Origin of the sequence: Kitasatospora viridis (assembly GCF_007829815.1) — a bacterium.
GTDB lineage: Bacteria > Actinomycetota > Actinomycetes > Streptomycetales > Streptomycetaceae > Kitasatospora > Kitasatospora viridis.
In genome coordinates this window covers 2,087,027-2,104,756 of the sequence record NZ_VIWT01000001.1, presented here as the reverse complement: position 1 = coordinate 2,104,756, position 17,730 = coordinate 2,087,027, and the positions used below count along the sequence as shown (strand labels likewise).

The window sequence follows — 17,730 nt, the reverse complement described above, 5'->3', positions numbered from 1 at the left end:
TCAGATGCTGACCTCCACCAGCAGCGGCCGGTGGTCGGAGACGGCCACCCGGGGCGCGGCGACGGTGCCGACCGCGGTGCGCGGCAGGCCCACCGCGAGCACGTGGTCGAACTGCACCGCCGGGCGGTGCGAGGGGTAGGTGGGGGTGCGGGCCAGGTCGTGCCAGCCGCGCAGCCGGGGGCCGGGCTCGGCCGGGCCGCGGCGCCGGCGCGGCGGCAGCTGCGCGCCGCCGGCCCGCCGGACGGCGCGCAGCTCGCGCAGCCGCTGCCGGGAGGCGGGCCGGCGGTCCAGCGCGGTGGCGCCGCCGAGCACGGTGCGCGGCACCGGGCCGACCAGGTTGAAGTCGCCGAGCACCAGGTAGGGCCGGGGCAGGTCGGCGATCCACCGCCGGATGCCGGCCAGCTGGGCCATGTTCCAGCCGGGCACGAAGGACAGGTGGGTGGCGACCACGGTGAACGGTCCGTCAGGTCCCTCCAGCACGGCGGCCAGCGCGGCCCGCGGCTCGTCCGGCACCGGGGTGAGCCCGCGCCGCCCGGCCACCCGCAGCGGCAGCCCGAACGGCGCGGGCGCGAACCGGCGGGCCCGCCAGTGCCGCACCGGCAGGCGGCTGAGCAGCGCGGTGCCGTAGGACGGGCGGTCGTCGTCCTGGCCCAGCTCGTCGGGGCCGTAGACGGTCAGTCCCGGTCGCGCCGGGTCGCGCAGCCAGCCGGCCACCGGGGCGGGGCGGCCGTGCAGCGCGGCGGCGAACCGCCAGTCGGCGGCGCCCATCGCCTTGGCGGCGACGGCGGTCTGGTCGGTCAGCCCGGAGCGCGGCTGGTGGCGGTCCACCTCCTGGAGCGCCAGCACGTCGGCGTCCAGCGCGGTGATCGCCTCGTGCAGCGGAGCGCCGGCGTCGTCGGGGTAGGGGAGCGGGCTGCCGTCGGCGGCCAGCGGCTGGCCGTGCAGCAGGTTGAAGGTCGCGATTCGCAGTGGGCTCACACCTGGCGACGGTACGCCCTCGGGGCCTCCCACCTGCTGCATACCGGGTATACAAGCGCGGCCATACCGGGTATACATACTTGGTATGTCCATCAGACACGGTCTGCTCGCCCTGCTCGACCAGGGCCCCCGCTACGGCTACCAACTGCGCTCCGAGTTCGAGGCCCGCACCGGCGCCACCTGGCCGCTCAACGTCGGGCAGGTGTACACCACGCTCGGCCGGCTGGAGCGCGACGGGCTGGTCGCCCCGGACGGCGAGGACGAGGAGGGCCACCAGTTCTACGCCGTCACCGACAAGGGGCGGACCGAACTGCGCGCCTGGTTCGACAGCCCGGTGCCCCGCACCAACCCGCCCCGCGACGAACTGGCGATCAAGCTCGCGATGGCCGTCACCGTCCCCGGCGTCGACGTGCACGCCGTGGTCCAGGGCCAGCGCCGGCACAGCATCAAGGCGCTGCAGGACTACACCCGGCTGAAGGCCAGGGCGCTGGCCGGCGTCGCGGGCGAGCAGTCCGGCGACGCCGACTTCGCCTGGCTGCTGGTGCTGGACCAGCTGATCTTCCAGACCGAGGCCGAAGTGCGCTGGCTGGACCACTGCGAGACCCGGCTGGCCGCCCGCCGGCCCGCCGCGCCCGCCGCGCCGACCGGGCCCGCGCCCACCGCGCGGGCCGCACAACCCCAGGGGGAGAAGCGATGACCGACCGTCAGCCCGTACTGCGGCTGGACCGGGTGAGCCGGACCTACGGGCGCAGCAGCGCCGCCGAGGTGAACGCCCTGCGCGAGGTGGACCTGCAGGTGCACCCGGGCGAGTTCGTCGCCGTGATGGGGCCCTCCGGCTCCGGCAAGTCCACCCTGCTGACCCTGGCCGGCGGCCTGGACACGCCCACCGAGGGCCGGGTGCTGGTCGAGGGCCGCGAGCTCGGCGGGCTCTCCCGCCGCCGGCTGGCCGAGGTCCGCCGCCGCTCGGTCGGCTACGTCTTCCAGGACTACAACCTGATACCGGCGCTGACCGCGGCCGAGAACATCGCGCTGCCCCGCGAACTGGACGGCCGCTCCACCCGGGCCGCCCGCAAGGAGGCGATGGCCGCGCTGGCCGAGCTGGGCATCGAAGAGCTGGCCGACCGGTTCCCCGACGAGATGTCGGGCGGCCAGCAGCAGCGGGTCGCGATCGCCCGGGCGCTGATCGGGGAGCGCCGCCTGGTGCTGGCCGACGAGCCGACCGGCGCGCTCGACTCGAACACCGGCGAGGCCGTGCTGGCCGTGCTGCGGGCCCGCTGCGACGCCGGCGCCGCCGCCATGATGGTCACCCACGAGGCCCGGCACGCCGCCTGGGCGGACCGGGTGGTCTTCCTGCGGGACGGCCGGATGGTCGACGAGACCGGGCAGCAGCAGGCCGAGAGCCTGCTGCTCGGCGCCACCGGGGGCGAGCGGTGAGGGCGTCCTGGCGCCTCGCCCTGCGGATCGCCCGGCGGGACGCGCTGCGGGCCAAGGGACGCAGCCTGCTGGTGCTCGCCATGATCGCCCTCCCGGTGCTCGGGGTCACCGGCATCGACGTGATCTGGCGCAGCTCCACGCTCACCACCGCCCAGCGGGCCGACCGGGCACTCGGCCGGGCCGACGCGCTGCTCGAACTCGACACCCCCGGCGCGCAGATCGCCCAGGCGCCGTTCGCCGCCGACGGCGTGGACATGGTCGCCATGCCGCCCAGCGGAGGCTCCGGCAGCCCCGGCAGCCCGGAGCAGCAGCGCAGCATGACCACCGACCCGGTCACGCTGGCCACCTCGCTGCTGCCGGCCGGCTCGGTGCTCGTCCCCGTCCCGAACGACCGGGTCACCATGGCCAGCACCCGGGACGGGCTGCTGCAGACCCGGATCAGCGGCGCCGACCTGGCCGACCCGGTCTGGCACGGCCGGCTGGACCTGGTCTCCGGCCGGGCCCCGGCCGGAGACCAGGAGGTCGCCGCCACCCAGGCCTTCCTGGACCAGTCCGGGCTCAAGGTCGGCGACACCACCGAACTGCACGAGCTGCCCGGCCGCCCGCTCACCATCACCGGCGTCGCCGAGAACCCGGACGAGCTGGGCAACGCCGGCCTGGTCGCCGAACCGAAGCTGCTGGCCGCGGTCGTCAGCGCCCGGGAGCAGCAGGCGGTCACCCACAGCTGGCTGGTCAAGCTGGCCCCCGGCCAGAGCCTGGACTGGGCCGGGGTGCGGGAGCTCAACCGGTACGGCTTCGCCGCCACCTCGCGCAGCGTCGTGCTGCACCCGCCGGCCCGCTCCGCGGTGCCCTACTACGCGCGCCAGGGCGGCCCCGGCGGCGTCGGCCGCTACCTCGACCAGACCACCGCGGTGATCCTCGGCACCGTCGCCGGCATGGCCCTGCTGGAGATCGTGCTGCTGGCCGGCCCGGCCTTCGCGGTCGGCGCCCGCCGCTCCCGGCGCCAGCTCGGACTGCTCGCGGCGGCCGGCGGCGACCGGGGACAGGTGCGGGCGGTGGTGCTCGGCGGCGGCGTGGTGCTCGGCCTGACCGGGGCCGCGATCGGCTCCGCGCTGGCCGTGCTGCTGGTGGCCGTCGGCCAGGACCGGCTCGAACTCATGGGCGGCCGGCGGTTCGGCTCGTTCACGCTGGCCCCGCTGGACCTGCTCGGGGTGATCGCCGTCGGCCTGGTCACCGGGCTGCTGGCGGCCGTGGTGCCGGCCGTCCAGGCGTCCCGCCAGGACGTGGTCGCCGCGCTCACCGGGCGCGGCACCACCCGGCGGCCGTCCCGCCGGCTGCTGCTGCTCGGCCTGCTGATGCTCGGCGGCGGTTCCGCGCTCGCCCTGCTCGGCGCGGTCGGCGGCGCGGGCGGCCGGACCACGGCGGTGCTCGGCGGCTCGATGGTGGCCGAGCTGGGCATGGTCGCCTGCGTGCCGAGCGTGATCGGCCTGTTCGGCAGGCTCGGCCGGTTCCTGCCGCTGGCGCCCCGGCTGGCGCTGCGCGACTCGGTCCGCCAGCGCGCGCGCACCGCGCCGGCCGTGGCGGCCGTGATGGCGGCGGTGGCCGGCTCGGTCGCGGTCGGCATCTACACCGCGAGCAGCAACGCCGAGCAGAGCGCCTCCTACACGCCGAGCGCGCCGGACCGCGCCGTCACCCTGGTGCTGACCGGCTTCCGCGGCAGCGCGGACGGCAACGCCCTGCAGCGGGCCGCCGTCGAGCAGTCCATCCCGGCCCTCGGTGCCCGCGCCGACGTCGGCTCGGCCCGGTACGGCTGCGACCAGGCCACCAGCTGCGGTGACGTGGCCGCCGAGCCGGCGCCCGCCCAGCGCTGCCCGGCCGACGACGCGATGGCCCAGGGCCAGCCGGTCGACGTGGTGGACCGGCTGCAGCGCGACCCGCGCTGCCGGGTCTCGGACGGAACCGGGCGGTTCGGCTCGATCGTCACCGGCGGCCCGGAGGTGCTGCACAACCTCTTCGCCGTGCACGACCGGGCGGTCGAGCAGGCCGCGGCGGCCGGTTCGGCGGTGGTCTTCAACCCGTCGATGCTGCAGGACGGCAAGGCGCTGATCCGGATCACCGACCCGTGGAAGAACGGCCAGCAGGGTCGGCCGCCCTACCGCGACGTGCTGGTGAACGCGGTGCTGGCCCCGGACGCCGACGCACCGGCCCGGGTCTACCTGCCCCCGCAGACGCTCACCGGGCTCGGCCTGACCAGCACGGACGCGGGTTCGGTCTGGCTGCCGGACGCGATGCCCTCCGCCGCGGCCGAGCAGAAGGCCACCGCGGCGGTCGCCAAGGTCTCCGGCAACGCCTGGGGCCTGTCGGTCGAGCGGGGCTTCCAGCCGCAGCACACCGTGCTGGCCCTGGGCCTGACCGCCTTCGCCGGCCTGGTCGCGCTCGGCGCGGCGGGCTTCGCCACCGGGCTGGCCGCCGCCGACTCCCAGCGCGACCTGGCCACGCTGGCCGCGGTCGGCGCCGGGCCGGGGATCCGCCGCCGGCTCTCCGGGTTCCAGTGCGGGGTGATCGCGGCGATGGGCACCGTGCTCGGCGTGGTCTGCGGGATCGTGCCCGCGGTGGCGCTGCGCAAGGTGGAGGGGCAGGCGGTCGGCAGCCTGGTGCCCAGCCACGTGGTGATCGCGGTGCCGTGGGGCACCCTGGCGCTGACCCTGGTGGCGCTGCCGCTGCTGGCCACGGTGCTGGCGGCGCTGCTCACCCGGTCCCGGATCGCCCTGGTGCGCCGGCCCGCCTGACCGCCCGCCGACCGGTCGCCCCCGACCCCGGTGACCGATCGCACAGTGCCGCCGCGGCCCGTTCCCCGGACCGCGGCGGCACGCAGCTGGACGGGCGGACCAGGCCCTCTCTCGTGGATCAGGTCGGATCAGCGGGCGGCGTTGGAGTGCGTGCATCGCAAGGCGGAGGAGGGAGTCCGTGCGGAGCATTGGCGACCGACGACAACGCGGCGAGGTGCGTGCTCCGGCGTCGCCCGCCCGGCATGATCCACAAGAGAGGGCCTAAAGTCGTCCGTATGACGAAAACCCCGGACAGCGTCGTCCGCTCCTACATCGACGAGCACGAGGCGCAGTTCCTCGCCGATCTCGCCGACTGGCTCCGCATCCCCTCCGTGTCGGCCGATCCCGAGCGGGCCGGCGAGGTCCGCCGCTCGGCCGAGTGGCTGGCGGCCAAGCTGCGCGCGACCGGCTTCCCGGTCGTCGAGGTGTGGGAGACGGACGGGCTGCCGGCCGTCTTCGCCGAGTGGCCGTCCGGCGACGCGGGCGCGCCGACCGCGCTGGTCTACGGGCACCACGACGTGCAGCCGGCGGCCAAGGCGGACGGCTGGGACACCGAGCCGTTCGAGCCCACCCGGGTCGGCGGCCGGCTGTACGCGCGCGGCGCGGCCGACGACAAGGGGCAGGTCTTCTTCCACACCCTGGGTCTGCGCGCGCACCTGGCGGCCACCGGGCGCACCGCCCCGGCCGTCAACCTCAAGCTGCTGATCGAGGGCGAGGAGGAGTCCGGCTCGCCGAACTTCGGCGCGCTGATCCGGCGCGAGGCCGAGCGGCTCGCCGCCGACCTGGTCTTCGTCTCGGACACCGGGATGTGGAACGAGACCACCCCGACCGTCTGCACCGGCATGCGCGGCAAGCTGGACTGCCAGATCGACCTGTTCGGGCCGGCCAGCGACATCCACTCCGGCTCCTTCGGCGGGGCCGTGCCCAACCCGGCGACCAGCGCCGCCGAGCTGGCCGCCGCGCTGCACGACGAGGACCGCCGGGTCGCCGTGCCGGGCTTCTACGACGGCGTGGTCGAGCTCACCGAGCGGGAGCGCGAGCTGTTCGCCAAGCTGCCGTTCGACGAGCAGCGCTGGCTGGCCACCGCCAAGTCGCAGGCCGCCCAGGGCGAGGCCGGCTACAGCACCCTGGAGCGGATCTGGGCCCGGCCGACCGCCGAGGTCAACGGCGTGTGGGGCGGGTACACCGGCCCGGGCAGCAAGACCATCGTGCCGGCCGAGGCGCACCTCAAGCTCTCCTTCCGGCTGGTCGCCGGGCAGGACCCGGAGCGGACCGAGCGGGCGATCGAGGCCTGGGTGGCCGAGCGGCTGCCGGCCGGCATCCGGCACACCGTCAGGTTCGGCAGCGTCACCCGGCCGTGCCTGACCCCGCTGGACCACCCGGCGCTGCAGTCGACCGTCCGGGCGATGGGCAAGGCCTTCGGCCAGGAGGTGCTGTTCACCCGCGAGGGCGGCTCCGGGCCGGCCGCCGACCTGCAGGACGTGCTGGGCGCGCCGGTGCTGTTCCTGGGCATCTCGGTGCCGTCGGACGGCTGGCACTCGGTGAACGAGAAGATCGAGCTGGACCTGCTGCGCAAGGGCGTGGAGGCCGCGGCGCACCTCTGGGGCGACCTCGCCGAGTCCTACCGGCCCTGAGCCGGCGCACCACTGACGACATTGTGGCTGACGACTTTCTGGACGGGGAACGGATCATCATGAGCACGCCCGACACCCAGCGGCCCGCTGACCTGCCGCTCTCCCGGGCCGGTGTGGACCGGGCCGCCCAGCACCGGCTGGACGAGCCCTGGCTGGCCGCGGCCTGGAGCCACCCCAACACCCGGGTGCTGCCGATCTCCGGCGGCGAGGCCTTCGTGGTGGACACGGCGAACGGCAGCGAGCTGGTCCTGCTGCCCTCGTTCGAGGCCCCGGAGGAGGGCGACCGCTACTTCCTCGGCATCGACGAGGACGGCACCTCCTACTTCGCGGTGGCGGCCGAGACGCTGCCCGGGCGGCTGGACGGCGACGCCCGCCCGGCCGGGCTGCGCGAGGTCGGCGGCAACCTGTCCGACCGGGACGCCGGGCTGCTGGTGCACGCGGTGGCACTGGAGCACTGGCACCGGTTGCACAGCTTCTGCTCGCGCTGCGGGCACCCGACCGAGAAGGCCGGGGCCGGCCACCTGCGCCGGTGCACCTCCTGCGCGGCCGAGCACTACCCGCGCACCGACCCGGCGGTGATCATGCTGATCACCGACGAGCAGGACCGCTGCCTGCTCGGCCGGCAGGCGATCTGGCCGGAGGGCCGCTGGTCCACCCTGGCCGGCTTCGTGGAGCCCGGGGAGTCGCTGGAGCAGGCGGTGGCCCGGGAGGTGCTGGAGGAGGCCGGGGTCCGGGTCGGCGAGGTCGGCTACGTGGCCAGCCAGCCGTGGCCCTTCCCGGCCAGCCTGATGCTCGGCTTCGTCGGCCGGGTCGCGCCGGGCGGGGCCGGGATCACGGTGGACGGCGAGGAGCTGGCCGAGGCGCGTTGGTTCTCCCGGGAGGACCTGCGGGCCGGTTGGGAATCCGGTGAGATCGTGCCGCCGACCGGGATCTCGATCGCCCGGCATTTGATGGAGCTCTGGTACGGCGACACCCTGCCGAGCACCGCACGCTGGTAGCGGAATTCGGCAATTGGGGGGCGTGGGCAATTGACCCACGCCCCCCATTTGCTGCTCTGCGCACGGAGGATCGGCGCGTAGCCGGGGGTGGCGGCATCACCGCAGGCCAGCGCGGATCGGACGATCCGTCAGCGGCCGGAAATGGCCTGGGTCATGGCCAATTGTCGACGGTTCAACCGAAAAACGGCGAGAACGCTCGCTACATTTCCAGGGTGACCATCTCCAGTGGCGGCGTGCCGTCACCGAAGTACCAGCGGCTGGCCGCGGACCTGCGCCGCCGGATCGCCGAGGGCGAGTGGCGGGACGGCAACGCGCTCCCGGTCGAGACCGAGCTGGAGCAGCAGTACGGCGTGGCCCGCAACACCGTGCGGCTCGCGGTGGACGTGCTGGTCAACGAGGGGCGGCTGGTCCGGTTGCAGGGCAAGGGAACGTTCCTGCGCGAGCACCCGGTGCTGGACCACCGGGCCTTCGGGCCGCTGCTGCCCAGCCAGCGCGGCGACGGGCTGGCCGCGCCCAGCGCCGTCTACCACAGCGAGGCCGAGCAGGCCGGGCGCCGGCTCAGCGCCGAGTTCGAGATGCTGATCGTCCGGGCCCGGGTCGACGTGGCCGAGCGGCTCGGCCTGCAGCCCGGCGAGGCCGTGGTGGTCCGCCGCCAGCTGCGGCTGCTCGACCGCGAGCCCTACTCGATCGAGGAGAGCCACTACCGGGCCGGGGTGGCGGCCGGCACCGCCCTGATGGAACCCGACCCGGTGCCCGGCGGCGACGAGGCGGTGCTGGCCGAGCTGGGCCGGGTGGAGGTCGGCGCGGTCGACCAGCTGGTCGCCCGGATGCCCGGCCCCGAGGAGGCGCAGTGGTTCCAGGGCGGCCCGGGCGTGCCGCTGCTGGTGCAGACCCGGGTCACCTACGACCGGCGGGGGCCGGTGCGGGTGATCGAGACCCGCTACTCGGCCGACCGCTGCCGGCTGATCTACGGGCTGGGGCGGCTGGACGCCCGGGTCAAGTGATCTTGACGATCGTCCTGACGGACGGTTAGAGATGGTGCGTGTCCAACGGATTCTTCTTCACGCGCCCGCTCCACGGCGACGCCGTCCTGGTGCCGAGCACCCCGGCGATCGCCGAGCCGTACTACGCCGCACTGGCCGCCAACCAGCCCCGGTTCGCGCGCTGGGAACCCTGGGCCGCGCAGCCGCCCGAGCCGGAGGGCACCCGCACCTTCCTGGAGCAGACCGCCGCGGCTTGGCAGAACGGCACCGCGCTGCCGGTCGCGATAGCCGTGCCCGGGCCGGACGGCGCCTGGGCGGTGGTCGGCTCGATCGGCCTGCGGATCGACCGCACCTCGGGCACCGCCGAGCTGGGCTACTGGGTGGACGCCGCGCACGAGGGCCGCGGCCTGGTCCGGCGCGGTGCCGAGGCGGTGCTGGCGCAGGCCTTCGGGCCGCTCGGGCTGAGCCGGGTGCGGCTCGGCGCGGCGGCCGACAACGAGCGCAGCCGGGCGCTGGCCGAGCGGCTCGGCTTCACCTTCGACGAGGTGGTGCCGGGCGGGCTGGAGTTCGCCGACGGGCCGCGGGACCGGGCGCTCTACCACCTCACGGCCGAGGAGTGGGCGGCCCGCCGCGGCTGACCGGACCCGACGGGCGCCGGGGCGGCCGACCGCGCCCGGCCCCCTCGCGGCGGGGCCGGGCGCGGGCCGACGGTCGCTGCGGCGGTCAGGCGGCGAGCGCCTTCTTGACCTGCGCCAGGCTCGGGTTGGTCATCACGGTCTCGGCGCCGCTGCTGCCGACCACGACGACGGTCGGCACGACCTGGTTGCCGTTGTTGACCGACTCGACGAACTGCGCCGACTCCGGGCTCTCCTCGATGTTGATCTCGTTGTAGCCGAGGCCCTCGCGGGTCAGCTGGCCCTTGAGGCGGGTGCAGTAGCCGCACCAAGTGGTGCTGTACATCGTGATGCCGGACATCGGGAGGACTCCTTCGGCTGGGGTTCGGCTGGGGGCTCGTCGCCGTCGGCACGCTCTGTGCCGACGGAGCAACGCGCGCGGCGGGCCGCCGATTCCCCGGGGCCGCCGTGGAGCGGCCGGGGCCGACGGGCGCCGCCCCGCCGTTGCCTGACGGTGCGCCGGTCCGATGGTCCCACCGGGGCTGTGGACAACCGGCGACGGGTTGTCCGCGCGGACTGCCAGGATGGGGGTCGCGGGCCGGTCGATCCGGTCCTCCCCCAACCTTCGGCCGGGGGCACCCCCATGGTCCGGCGGGCTGAGAGGATGGAGCCCATGCAGGAAGCGCTGATGATCGACGACGGCTGGGGCGGGTACGGCGCCCGTCCCGCGGATCCGGACGCCGTGCTGGCCGGGCTGGACCCGGAGCAGCGGGCGGTCGCCACCGCGCTGCACGGGCCGGTCTGCGTGCTGGCCGGCGCCGGCACCGGGAAGACCCGGGCGATCACCCACCGGATCGCCTACGGGGTGCGCAGCGGGGTCTTCCAGCCGCAGCAGGTGCTGGCCGTCACCTTCACCGCCCGGGCGGCGGGGGAGATGCGCGGCCGGCTGCGCCAGCTCGGCGCGGACGGCGTGCAGGCCCGCACCTTCCACTCCGCCGCGCTGCGCCAGCTGCAGTACTTCTGGCCGCGCGCGGTGGGCGGCGAGGTGCCCCGGCTGCTGGAGCGCAAGGTGCAGCTGGTCGCCGAGGCGGCCGGGCGCAGCGGCCTGCGCGTGCAGCGCACCGAACTGCGCGACCTGACCAGCGAGATCGAGTGGGCCAAGGTCACCCAGATCGTGCCGGACGACTACCCGGTGGCGGTCGTCAAGGCCGGCCGGGACGCGCCGCGCGACCCGGCCGAGATCGCCCGGGTCTACGCGACCTACGAGCAGACCAAGCGCGACCGCAACGTGATCGACTTCGAGGACGTGCTGCTGCTCACCGCCGCGATCCTGGAGGACCGCCCGGAGATCGCCGAGCGGGTCCGCGGCCAGTACCGGCACTTCACCGTCGACGAGTACCAGGACGTCTCGCCGCTCCAGCAGCGGCTGCTGGACCAGTGGACCGGCGGCGGTGCCGGGGCCAGCCTCTGCGTGGTCGGCGACGCCAGCCAGACGATCTACTCGTTCACCGGCGCGACCCCCGACTACCTGCTGAACTTCCGCACCCGGCACCCGGACGCCGCGGTGGTCAAGCTGGTCCGGGACTACCGCTCCACCCCGCAGGTGGTGCAGCTGGCCAACGGGCTGCTGGCGCAGGCCCGCGGCGCGGCCGCCCAGCACCGGCTGGAGCTGGTCTCGCAGCGCGGCCCCGGCCCCGAGCCGGTCTACCTGGAGCACCCGGACGAGCCCGCGGAGGCCGAGGCCACCGCGCACCGGATCCGCGAGCTGATCGCCGAGGGGGTGCGGGCCAGCGAGATCGCGGTGCTGTTCCGCACCAACGGCCAGTCCGAGGTCTACGAGCAGGCGCTGGCCGACCTCGGGATCTCCTACCAGCTGAAGGGCGCCGAGCGGTTCTTCGAGCGGCCCGAGGTGCGCGAGGCCGGGTTGCTGCTGCGCGGCGCGGCCCGGGCCGGCAACGACCCGCTGACCGCCGACGCGCCGGACCTGGCCGCCCAGGTCCGGGCGGTGCTGGCCACCCGGGGGTTCACCGCGGTGCCGCCGGCCGGCTCCGGGGCGGTGCGCGAGCGCTGGGAGTCGCTGGCGGCGCTGGTCCGGCTGGCCGAGGAGTTCGATGCGGGACGCACCGCCGCGGGCGAGCCGGCCGACCTGGCGGCCTACGTGGCCGAGCTGGACGCCCGGGCCGCCGCCCAGCACGCCCCGGCGGTCGAGGGGGTAACGCTGGCCTCGCTGCACGCCGCCAAGGGCCTGGAGTGGGACGCGGTCTTCCTGGTCGGCCTGACCGAGGGCATGCTGCCGATCGTCTACGCCAAGACCGACGAGCAGCTGGAGGAGGAGCGCCGGCTGCTCTACGTCGGGGTGACCCGGGCCCGGGCCCACCTGAGCCTCTCCTGGGCGCTCTCCCGCTCGCCGGGCGGTCGGGCCAGCCGCAAGCCGTCCAGGTTCCTGGACGGGCTGCGGCCCGGCTCGGCGGTCGGCGGCGGGCGGTCCGGGGGGCGGTCCGGCGAGGGCGGGGCGGAGCGCTCGGCCGGGCGCCGGGCCCCGCGCGGGCCGGTCACCTGCCGGGTCTGCGGGAAGACCCTGACCGAGGCGGTGGAGCGCAAGCTGCGCCGCTGCGAGGACTGCCCCTCGACCATGGACGAGGGGCTGTACGAGCGGCTGCGGGAGTGGCGCTCCCGGCGGGCCAAGGAGCAGGCGGTGCCGGCCTACGTGGTCTTCACCGACGCGACCCTGATGGCGATCGCCGAGGACACCCCGTCGAGTGTCGCGGAACTGTCCCGGATCTCCGGCGTCGGCGCCCTCAAGCTGGACAAGTACGGGGCCGACGTGCTGTCGTTGTGCCTGGGGGAAGACCCCGAGGTGGAACGGCCCGCTGAGTCGGACGACCCCTCGGCGGAGGCCGTAGCGGGCCTGGCTGAGGACGAGTCCGAAAACTCGCCGGAAAAATAGTTTGCGCGCTTCGCATGGAGCGCAATAGCCTGCCGGAGCGGTCAAGGGGACGAGACCGCGAAGCCGCTCGGGAACCATCCTGACCAGGCTTTCCCCTGCTGCACTGCCGCTCCATGTCCATGGAGTGCTCGACCCCCGCCCAGGCGGGGCAGCTGGACCGACAGACATCCGAACACCGGAGCCCGGGGGACTGGGCACCGCGAGACGCCGAGAGGAGGCGAAGACAGTGGGAACCAAGATGATGATCACCAAACTGACTGGCCAGACCGCTGTTACCGCTTCCCTGCGTCCCTCCACCGTCGCTGCGACGGGTGGAGTCTCGCTCGCCGGTTCCCTCGGTCTGAACGTCGGTACCGGTCTGTCCCTCGGCTGGGCCACGGTCTCCCTCGACTCCGCGCGCGGAATGCGCGATGAGCGACCGACCGAGGCACCGAAGGCACTGGAGGCGGCCGCCAAGCATGGCGCCTATCTGCAGGTCATCGGTGCCGTAGCCGAGCAGCAGGACGAGCAGCAGATTGTGGCCGAGGCCGCCTTTATCGGCGCCGAAGCCGCCCGGAGCCGGGCCTTCCGCGGGCCTGAACCCTGGAGAGAACGAACCTGAGTTGCCCTCAGGTCGGCACCCCTCCAGGGCCGCGGAACCCGTCAACCGGGATCCGCGGCCCTTCTGTTTGTCCGGTACGACCACCACCAGGCCCTCCGGGGCCTCCGGGCCAGCCCAACCAGTCAGCTGGACCGGAACCGAAACCAAGACGAGGAAGACGCCACCAGTGTCCACGGTCACCACACCGCCCCTCCCGTCCGTACCGCCGACAGCGCCGACCACGGCCACGCTCGTACCCCCTCCTCCGGAAGGCTCTCTCATGCAGCTCACCTCGCTCGACGACGCCGACGCCCTCGGCGCCACCATCCCCTGCCGCGCCTTCGACCCCGAGGTCTTCTTCGCCGAGACGCCGGAGGACGTGGAGTACGCCAAGTCGCTCTGCGGCACCTGCCCGGTCAAGGAGGCCTGCCTGGCCGGTGCCCTCGACCGCCGCGAGCCCTGGGGCGTCTGGGGCGGCGAGCTCTTCGTCCAGGGCGTCGTCGTAGCCCGGAAGCGTCCCCGTGGCCGTCCGCGCAAGACCGAGGTCATGGCGTGAACCCCGCACTGCGAGCAGCAGCGGCCCACCGGGATTGCCCCCCGGCGGCCGGCGCCCTGCGCCACTCGGTCCGCACCGCCCTTGCCCGGGACGATGCCGCGGCCCAGCACCCCTACCCGACCACGCACCACGAGCAGGACCACGACATGGCGATCACCGCAGGGCCCAGCGCCCGCGCCGAACAGACCACCGAACTCTCGTTCCAGAACAGGACCCTCGAAATGCATCTCATGCAGGAAAACCTGGCCCGTGCCCATATGCAGGAACGCCTCCACGAGGCGGAGGACCAACGCCGCGCGCTCGCCGTGCAGCGGGTCAACCGGCTGCGCCGCAAGGCGGAGCGCGCCTCCTGGAAGGCCCGCAAGGCACTCGCCGCCGCCGTGCTCTGAACCCCCGTCAGAGCACGGCTGAGACGTGAACGCCGGTGCCCCGGCCACCCCACCGGAGTGGGTGGCCGGGGCACCGGCGTCTTGCGTGGCGGACCGCGGCCGGCGCGCGCCCGGTCAGTCGGCGGACGGCCCGGTCTGCGGCTCCGCGAAGCCGGGCAGCCAGTTCAGCATCTCGCTCCGGAACGGGGCCTGGGCGCCGAGCTGGCAGAGCACCCCGATGGTGCTCAGCGTGACCCGGTGGATCAGCAGGTAGTACGGCGGCAGGTTGAGCTGCTTGCCGAGGTTGTAGGCGGGGGAGCGGGGATCGGCGATCCGGGCGGCCTGGGACCGCATCCAGGCCCGGGTGAAGTGGAACTGCTCCACCGCTGCGGGCTCGATGATCGGGAGCAGGTAGTCCAGCACCGCGTCCGGATCCAGCTCGATGGTGGGCTTGACGAAGCCCTCGGCGCGCAGCATCTCCAGCACGCCCACCGCGTCGCCGGCCAGGGCCATCCGCAGCGAGTCGCCGATCGGGAGGGGCAGCCCGCCGGGCAGCCGGTCCACCGTGCCGAAGTCCATCACGCCCAGCCGCCAGCCCTCGGCCGGCCCGTCGTCCTTGAGCAGCCGGAAGTTGCCCGGGTGCGGGTCGGCGTGCAGCAGCCCGGTGCGGGCCGGTCCGGCGAACAGGAAGCGCGCCAGCAGGTGGCCGGCCCGGTCCCGCTCGGCCTTGCCGCCGGCCGAGATCACCTCGGCCAGCGGGGTGCCGCCCAGCCACTCGGTGACCAGTACCTGGTCGGCCTGGGCCACCACGGCCGGCACCACGATGTCCGGGTCGGCCGCGAACTCCTCGGCGTGCACCCGCTGCGCCTCGGCCTCCAGCGCGTAGTCCAGCTCCTCGGTGACCCGGTTGCGCAGCTCGGTGATCAGCGGCTTGATGTCCAGCCCGGGGATCAGCGGTCCGACCAGCCAGGCCACCCGGCTGAGCTGGCCCAGGTCGGAGAGCAGCGCCTCGCCTGCCCCCGGGTACTGCACCTTGACCGCCACCTCGCGGCCGTCCTGCCAGACCGCGCGGTGCACCTGCCCGATCGAGGCGGCGGCGGCCGGGCGGTCGTCGAAGCTGCGGAAGCTGGCCCGCCAGTCCTTGCCCAGCCGCTCGGCCAGTGCCGCGTGCACGCTGGCCGCGGGCATCGGCGGCGCCGCGTCCTGAAGCTTCGTCAGGGCGGCCCGGTAGGGCCCGGCGACCTCCTCCGGCAGCGCCGCCTCGAAGACCGAGAGCACCTGCCCGAACTTCATCGCCCCGCCCTTGAGCTCCCCGAGCACCTTGAAGAGCTGGTCGGCGGTGGCCTGTTGCAGTTCGGCGGTGACGGCCTCGGCGGAGCGTCCGCCGATCCGCTTGCCCAGGCCCAAGGTGGCCCGCCCCGCGATCCCCAGCGGCAGGGCGGCGAGCCGGGCGGTGCGGGTCATAGCCTTGCGCGGAAGATCGCTCACTCGGGCCTCCCAATCGTGCTGCCCTGGCGGTGTCCAGGGACTGCCGTCGCTACCCTTCAAGCGGGCCCGCCCCGACCGGGGACGGCGGCCACTAGGCCATTGTGCCCGTTCCCCGGCCCGGCTCGGCCGGGGCCCGGCAGCCGATGCCGATACGTGCCCTTGAGCCCCGTCAGCCCCAGAAGCACCCGCACTCCAGATGCGGTGTCAGCCGCAGCCGGCGCACCATGCCGTCCACCGCGGAGACCTCGCACCACCCGTCCACGCTCGGCGGCCGCTCCCCGTCGAGCAGCAGCAGCGCGTGCAGCGCGGCCAGCCCGGCCACCGTGGCGGCCAACGCACCGTCACAGGCCGGTTCCCTGGCCCGCCCCGGCCCCTCGCCCGCCAGCTGGGCCAGCAGCCGGGGCCAGCCCGCGTCCTGCTCGGTGCGGCTGAGCCCGAAGCAGCCGCCGCAGGCCGATGCACCCGGCAGCACCAGTGGCCCCACCACCCCCAGGTGCTCCACCACTCCGACGTAGAGGTGCGGCACTCCGGCCCGCATCAGCTCGCGGGCCGCATCGGCCGATCCGGCGTACGCCCCGCTGCCGTCCCGAGGGGCGAAGACCACCAGGTCGGGGCCGCCCGCCTCCCGGCCGGCCGTGCCCGGGCCGGCCGCCCGGGCCACCGCCTCCCGGGCGGCGGTGGCCCGGGACCGTCCGATCTCCTGGACCGCCAGCCCGCCCGGCGCGCAGTCCCGGGCGGCCACCCGCCCCTGGTCCACCACCTCCACCGTGCCGACCCCGGCCGCCGCCAGGGTGCTCGCCAGTGCCGCGCCGACCCGTCCGGCCCCGCGCACCTCGATCCGCCGCCCGACCCGACGGGCCAGTGCCCCCGCACCCTGGCCGGGCCCGGTGTGGAGCAGCGAGAGCGAGGCCAGGTCGGGCTCCAGCAGCTCCCGGCGGCCGGCCGGCAGGGCGGCCAGCGCGCGCTCCACCGCCCCGGCGTCCTCCAGCAGCCCGCTCTCGGCCAGCGAGCCCAGGGTCTGCTCCACGCACTCCCGGTCCAGCCCCAGCTCGCCGGCCGCGGTGGCGACGGCGGCCGCGTCCCGCTCGCCGTCCAGCAGGGCGAGGAAGGCGCGGAACCGCTCGTCGGCCCGGCCGACCAGCTGCGCCCGGTCCGGCAGGGTGCCGAACCGCAGGGTCTCCTGGTCCCGCCAGGTGCGGGAGAGGCCGGACTTCAGGACCGGCCGCATCTCCGGAGTCACGGGAGCCACGTGAGGCGCGGGACGCGCGGGAGACGCGGGAGACGAGGGAGCCACCGGAGGCGTGGCAGGGATGGTGGGAGGCACGGGACAACTCCGTTCCGGGATCGGCCGACTGCACTGCGTGACACCATCCTGGGCGGCACGGCGCGATCCACCAAGCCGGTTGTCCACAGGCTGGGGATGATGATCCGACGGATGCTCCGGCCGCCGTGCGGAACCGCCCCACCGGGCGGGGAACCGGCCGGTGATTCGGCCGGGGCAGCGGACTTCCGTCAGTGCCAGCGGGTAACGTCCTGTGCCATGGCAGCCGAACGGGACTCCCAGCCCTCGGCGTCGCCCCGGCGCGCCCGTGCAGCAGCCGGGCCACGAGTCGCGACGCCCGGTTCGCACGGGCGGCCGGGCCCGGCGCGCCCGACCGCGGGGGAACCGCGCAGCGAGCAACCGGTGCACAGCGAGCACCCGGCCCACCCGCACGTGGAGGTCCGCCGCAGCGCCCGCCGCAGCCGCACCGTCTCCGCCTACCGCGAGGGCGACCGCACGATCGTGCTGATCCCGGCCCGGATGTCGTTCGCGGAGGAGCAGCGCTGGGTGGCCCAGATGCTCGACCGGCTGGCCGCCCGGGAGAGCCGCCGCACCCTCGGCGACGGCGCGCTGGCCGAGCGCGCCCGTCGGCTCTCCGAGGAGTACCTCGACGGCCGGGCCCGCCCCGACCAGGTCCGCTGGGTCACCAACCAGAACTCCCGCTGGGGCTCCTGCACCCCGAGCGAACGCTCGATCCGGCTCTCCCACCGGCTCCAGGGCATGCCCGACTACGTGCTGGACTACGTCCTGCTGCACGAGCTGGCCCACCTGCTGGTGCCGGACCACGGCCCGCGGTTCTGGGCCCTGCTGGACTCCTACCCGCGCACCGAGCGGGCCCGCGGCTACCTGGAGGGTGTCGCCTCGGCGGCCCGGCTGCCGCACATCCCGGGTGCCCGGGGCGCCGGGGCGGCGCCCGTCGAGCCCGAGGCCTGCGAGTGACCCGAGGGCGGCCCGTGCTGACCGGACCGCCGGGCTGACGGGAGGTCATCCGGCGGCCCGTC

16 protein-coding genes are annotated in these 17,730 nt (G+C 75.1%); 12 read left to right on the top strand and 4 right to left on the bottom strand.

The features are described from left to right. Nucleotides 1-978: an endonuclease/exonuclease/phosphatase family protein gene (locus FHX73_RS09240; protein ID WP_246213434.1), complete on the bottom strand. Its 978-nt coding sequence runs from the start codon at nucleotides 976-978 to the stop codon at nucleotides 1-3. A gap of 85 nt (nucleotides 979-1,063) precedes the next feature. On the opposite strand from FHX73_RS09240, the gene FHX73_RS09235 reads away from it, so the two are divergent. The 7 genes from FHX73_RS09235 to FHX73_RS09205 all read left to right on the top strand — a co-directional run bounded on the left by FHX73_RS09235 (nucleotide 1,064) and on the right by FHX73_RS09205 (nucleotide 9,493). Further along, complete coding sequence (locus FHX73_RS09235) at nucleotides 1,064-1,675, top strand: PadR family transcriptional regulator (RefSeq protein ID WP_145904532.1); 612 nt, start codon at nucleotides 1,064-1,066, stop codon at nucleotides 1,673-1,675. Further along, a complete protein-coding gene (locus tag FHX73_RS09230) occupies nucleotides 1,672-2,412 on the top strand; it encodes an ABC transporter ATP-binding protein (protein WP_145904531.1) in 741 nt (246 codons plus the stop codon). Before FHX73_RS09235 ends, FHX73_RS09230 begins: the two co-directional genes overlap by 4 nt. Next, a complete protein-coding gene (locus tag FHX73_RS09225) occupies nucleotides 2,409-5,201 on the top strand; it encodes an FtsX-like permease family protein (RefSeq protein ID WP_145904530.1) in 2,793 nt (930 codons plus the stop codon). Before FHX73_RS09230 ends, FHX73_RS09225 begins: the two co-directional genes overlap by 4 nt. A 275-nt stretch (nucleotides 5,202-5,476) precedes the next feature. After that, complete coding sequence (locus tag FHX73_RS09220; protein WP_145904529.1) at nucleotides 5,477-6,874, top strand: dipeptidase; 1,398 nt, start codon at nucleotides 5,477-5,479, stop codon at nucleotides 6,872-6,874. A 59-nt stretch (nucleotides 6,875-6,933) separates the two neighbouring features. Then, on the top strand, nucleotides 6,934-7,872 hold the full coding sequence (gene nudC, locus FHX73_RS09215; protein ID WP_145904528.1) for an NAD(+) diphosphatase: 939 nt from the start codon (nucleotides 6,934-6,936) through the stop codon (nucleotides 7,870-7,872). A gap of 212 nt (nucleotides 7,873-8,084) precedes the next feature. Beyond that, the gene (locus FHX73_RS09210; protein WP_145904527.1) at nucleotides 8,085-8,876 is read left to right on the top strand and encodes a GntR family transcriptional regulator; all 792 of its coding nucleotides are present in this window, start codon (nucleotides 8,085-8,087) and stop codon (nucleotides 8,874-8,876) included. 38 nt (nucleotides 8,877-8,914) lie between these two features. After that, nucleotides 8,915-9,493 carry a GNAT family N-acetyltransferase gene (locus FHX73_RS09205; protein ID WP_145904526.1) on the top strand — a complete coding sequence of 193 codons (579 nt, stop codon included), beginning with the start codon at nucleotides 8,915-8,917 and terminating at the stop codon, nucleotides 9,491-9,493. Nucleotides 9,494-9,578: 85 nt separating this feature from the next. Here the strand turns inward: FHX73_RS09205 and FHX73_RS09200 are convergent, their stop codons facing one another. Continuing rightward, nucleotides 9,579-9,830 (bottom strand): mycoredoxin, encoded by a 252-nt coding sequence (locus FHX73_RS09200; RefSeq protein WP_145904525.1) that lies wholly within the window; start codon nucleotides 9,828-9,830, stop codon nucleotides 9,579-9,581. 327 nt (nucleotides 9,831-10,157) lie between these two features. Here FHX73_RS09200 and FHX73_RS09195 point away from each other — a divergent pair, with 327 nt between their 5' ends. The 4 genes from FHX73_RS09195 to FHX73_RS47505 all read left to right on the top strand — a co-directional run bounded on the left by FHX73_RS09195 (nucleotide 10,158) and on the right by FHX73_RS47505 (nucleotide 13,941). Beyond that, a complete protein-coding gene (locus FHX73_RS09195) occupies nucleotides 10,158-12,416 on the top strand; it encodes an ATP-dependent DNA helicase UvrD2 (protein ID WP_145908170.1) in 2,259 nt (752 codons plus the stop codon). A 226-nt stretch (nucleotides 12,417-12,642) separates the two neighbouring features. Next, nucleotides 12,643-13,017 (top strand): hypothetical protein, encoded by a 375-nt coding sequence (locus FHX73_RS09190; protein WP_145904524.1) that lies wholly within the window; start codon nucleotides 12,643-12,645, stop codon nucleotides 13,015-13,017. Between the two features lie 166 nt (nucleotides 13,018-13,183). After that, on the top strand, nucleotides 13,184-13,552 hold the full coding sequence (locus tag FHX73_RS09185) for a WhiB family transcriptional regulator (protein WP_281292661.1): 369 nt from the start codon (nucleotides 13,184-13,186) through the stop codon (nucleotides 13,550-13,552). After that, nucleotides 13,549-13,941: a hypothetical protein gene (locus FHX73_RS47505; RefSeq protein ID WP_342795289.1), complete on the top strand. Its 393-nt coding sequence runs from the start codon at nucleotides 13,549-13,551 to the stop codon at nucleotides 13,939-13,941. The genes FHX73_RS09185 and FHX73_RS47505 overlap by 4 nt, the downstream gene beginning before the upstream one ends. 114 nt (nucleotides 13,942-14,055) lie before the next feature. Here the strand turns inward: FHX73_RS47505 and FHX73_RS09175 are convergent, their stop codons facing one another. Both FHX73_RS09175 and FHX73_RS09170 read right to left on the bottom strand, forming a co-directional pair. Beyond that, nucleotides 14,056-15,408: an ABC1 kinase family protein gene (locus FHX73_RS09175; RefSeq protein ID WP_145904522.1), complete on the bottom strand. Its 1,353-nt coding sequence runs from the start codon at nucleotides 15,406-15,408 to the stop codon at nucleotides 14,056-14,058. 169 nt (nucleotides 15,409-15,577) lie between these two features. Further along, entirely contained in the window at nucleotides 15,578-16,636 is a 1,059-nt protein-coding gene (locus tag FHX73_RS09170) for a ThiF family adenylyltransferase (protein ID WP_145904521.1), read from the bottom strand. Between the two features lie 456 nt (nucleotides 16,637-17,092). Between FHX73_RS09170 and FHX73_RS09165 the strand changes: the two genes are divergently transcribed. Beyond that, nucleotides 17,093-17,668: a M48 metallopeptidase family protein gene (locus FHX73_RS09165; protein WP_246213433.1), complete on the top strand. Its 576-nt coding sequence runs from the start codon at nucleotides 17,093-17,095 to the stop codon at nucleotides 17,666-17,668. Nucleotides 17,669-17,730 lie beyond the last annotated feature (62 nt).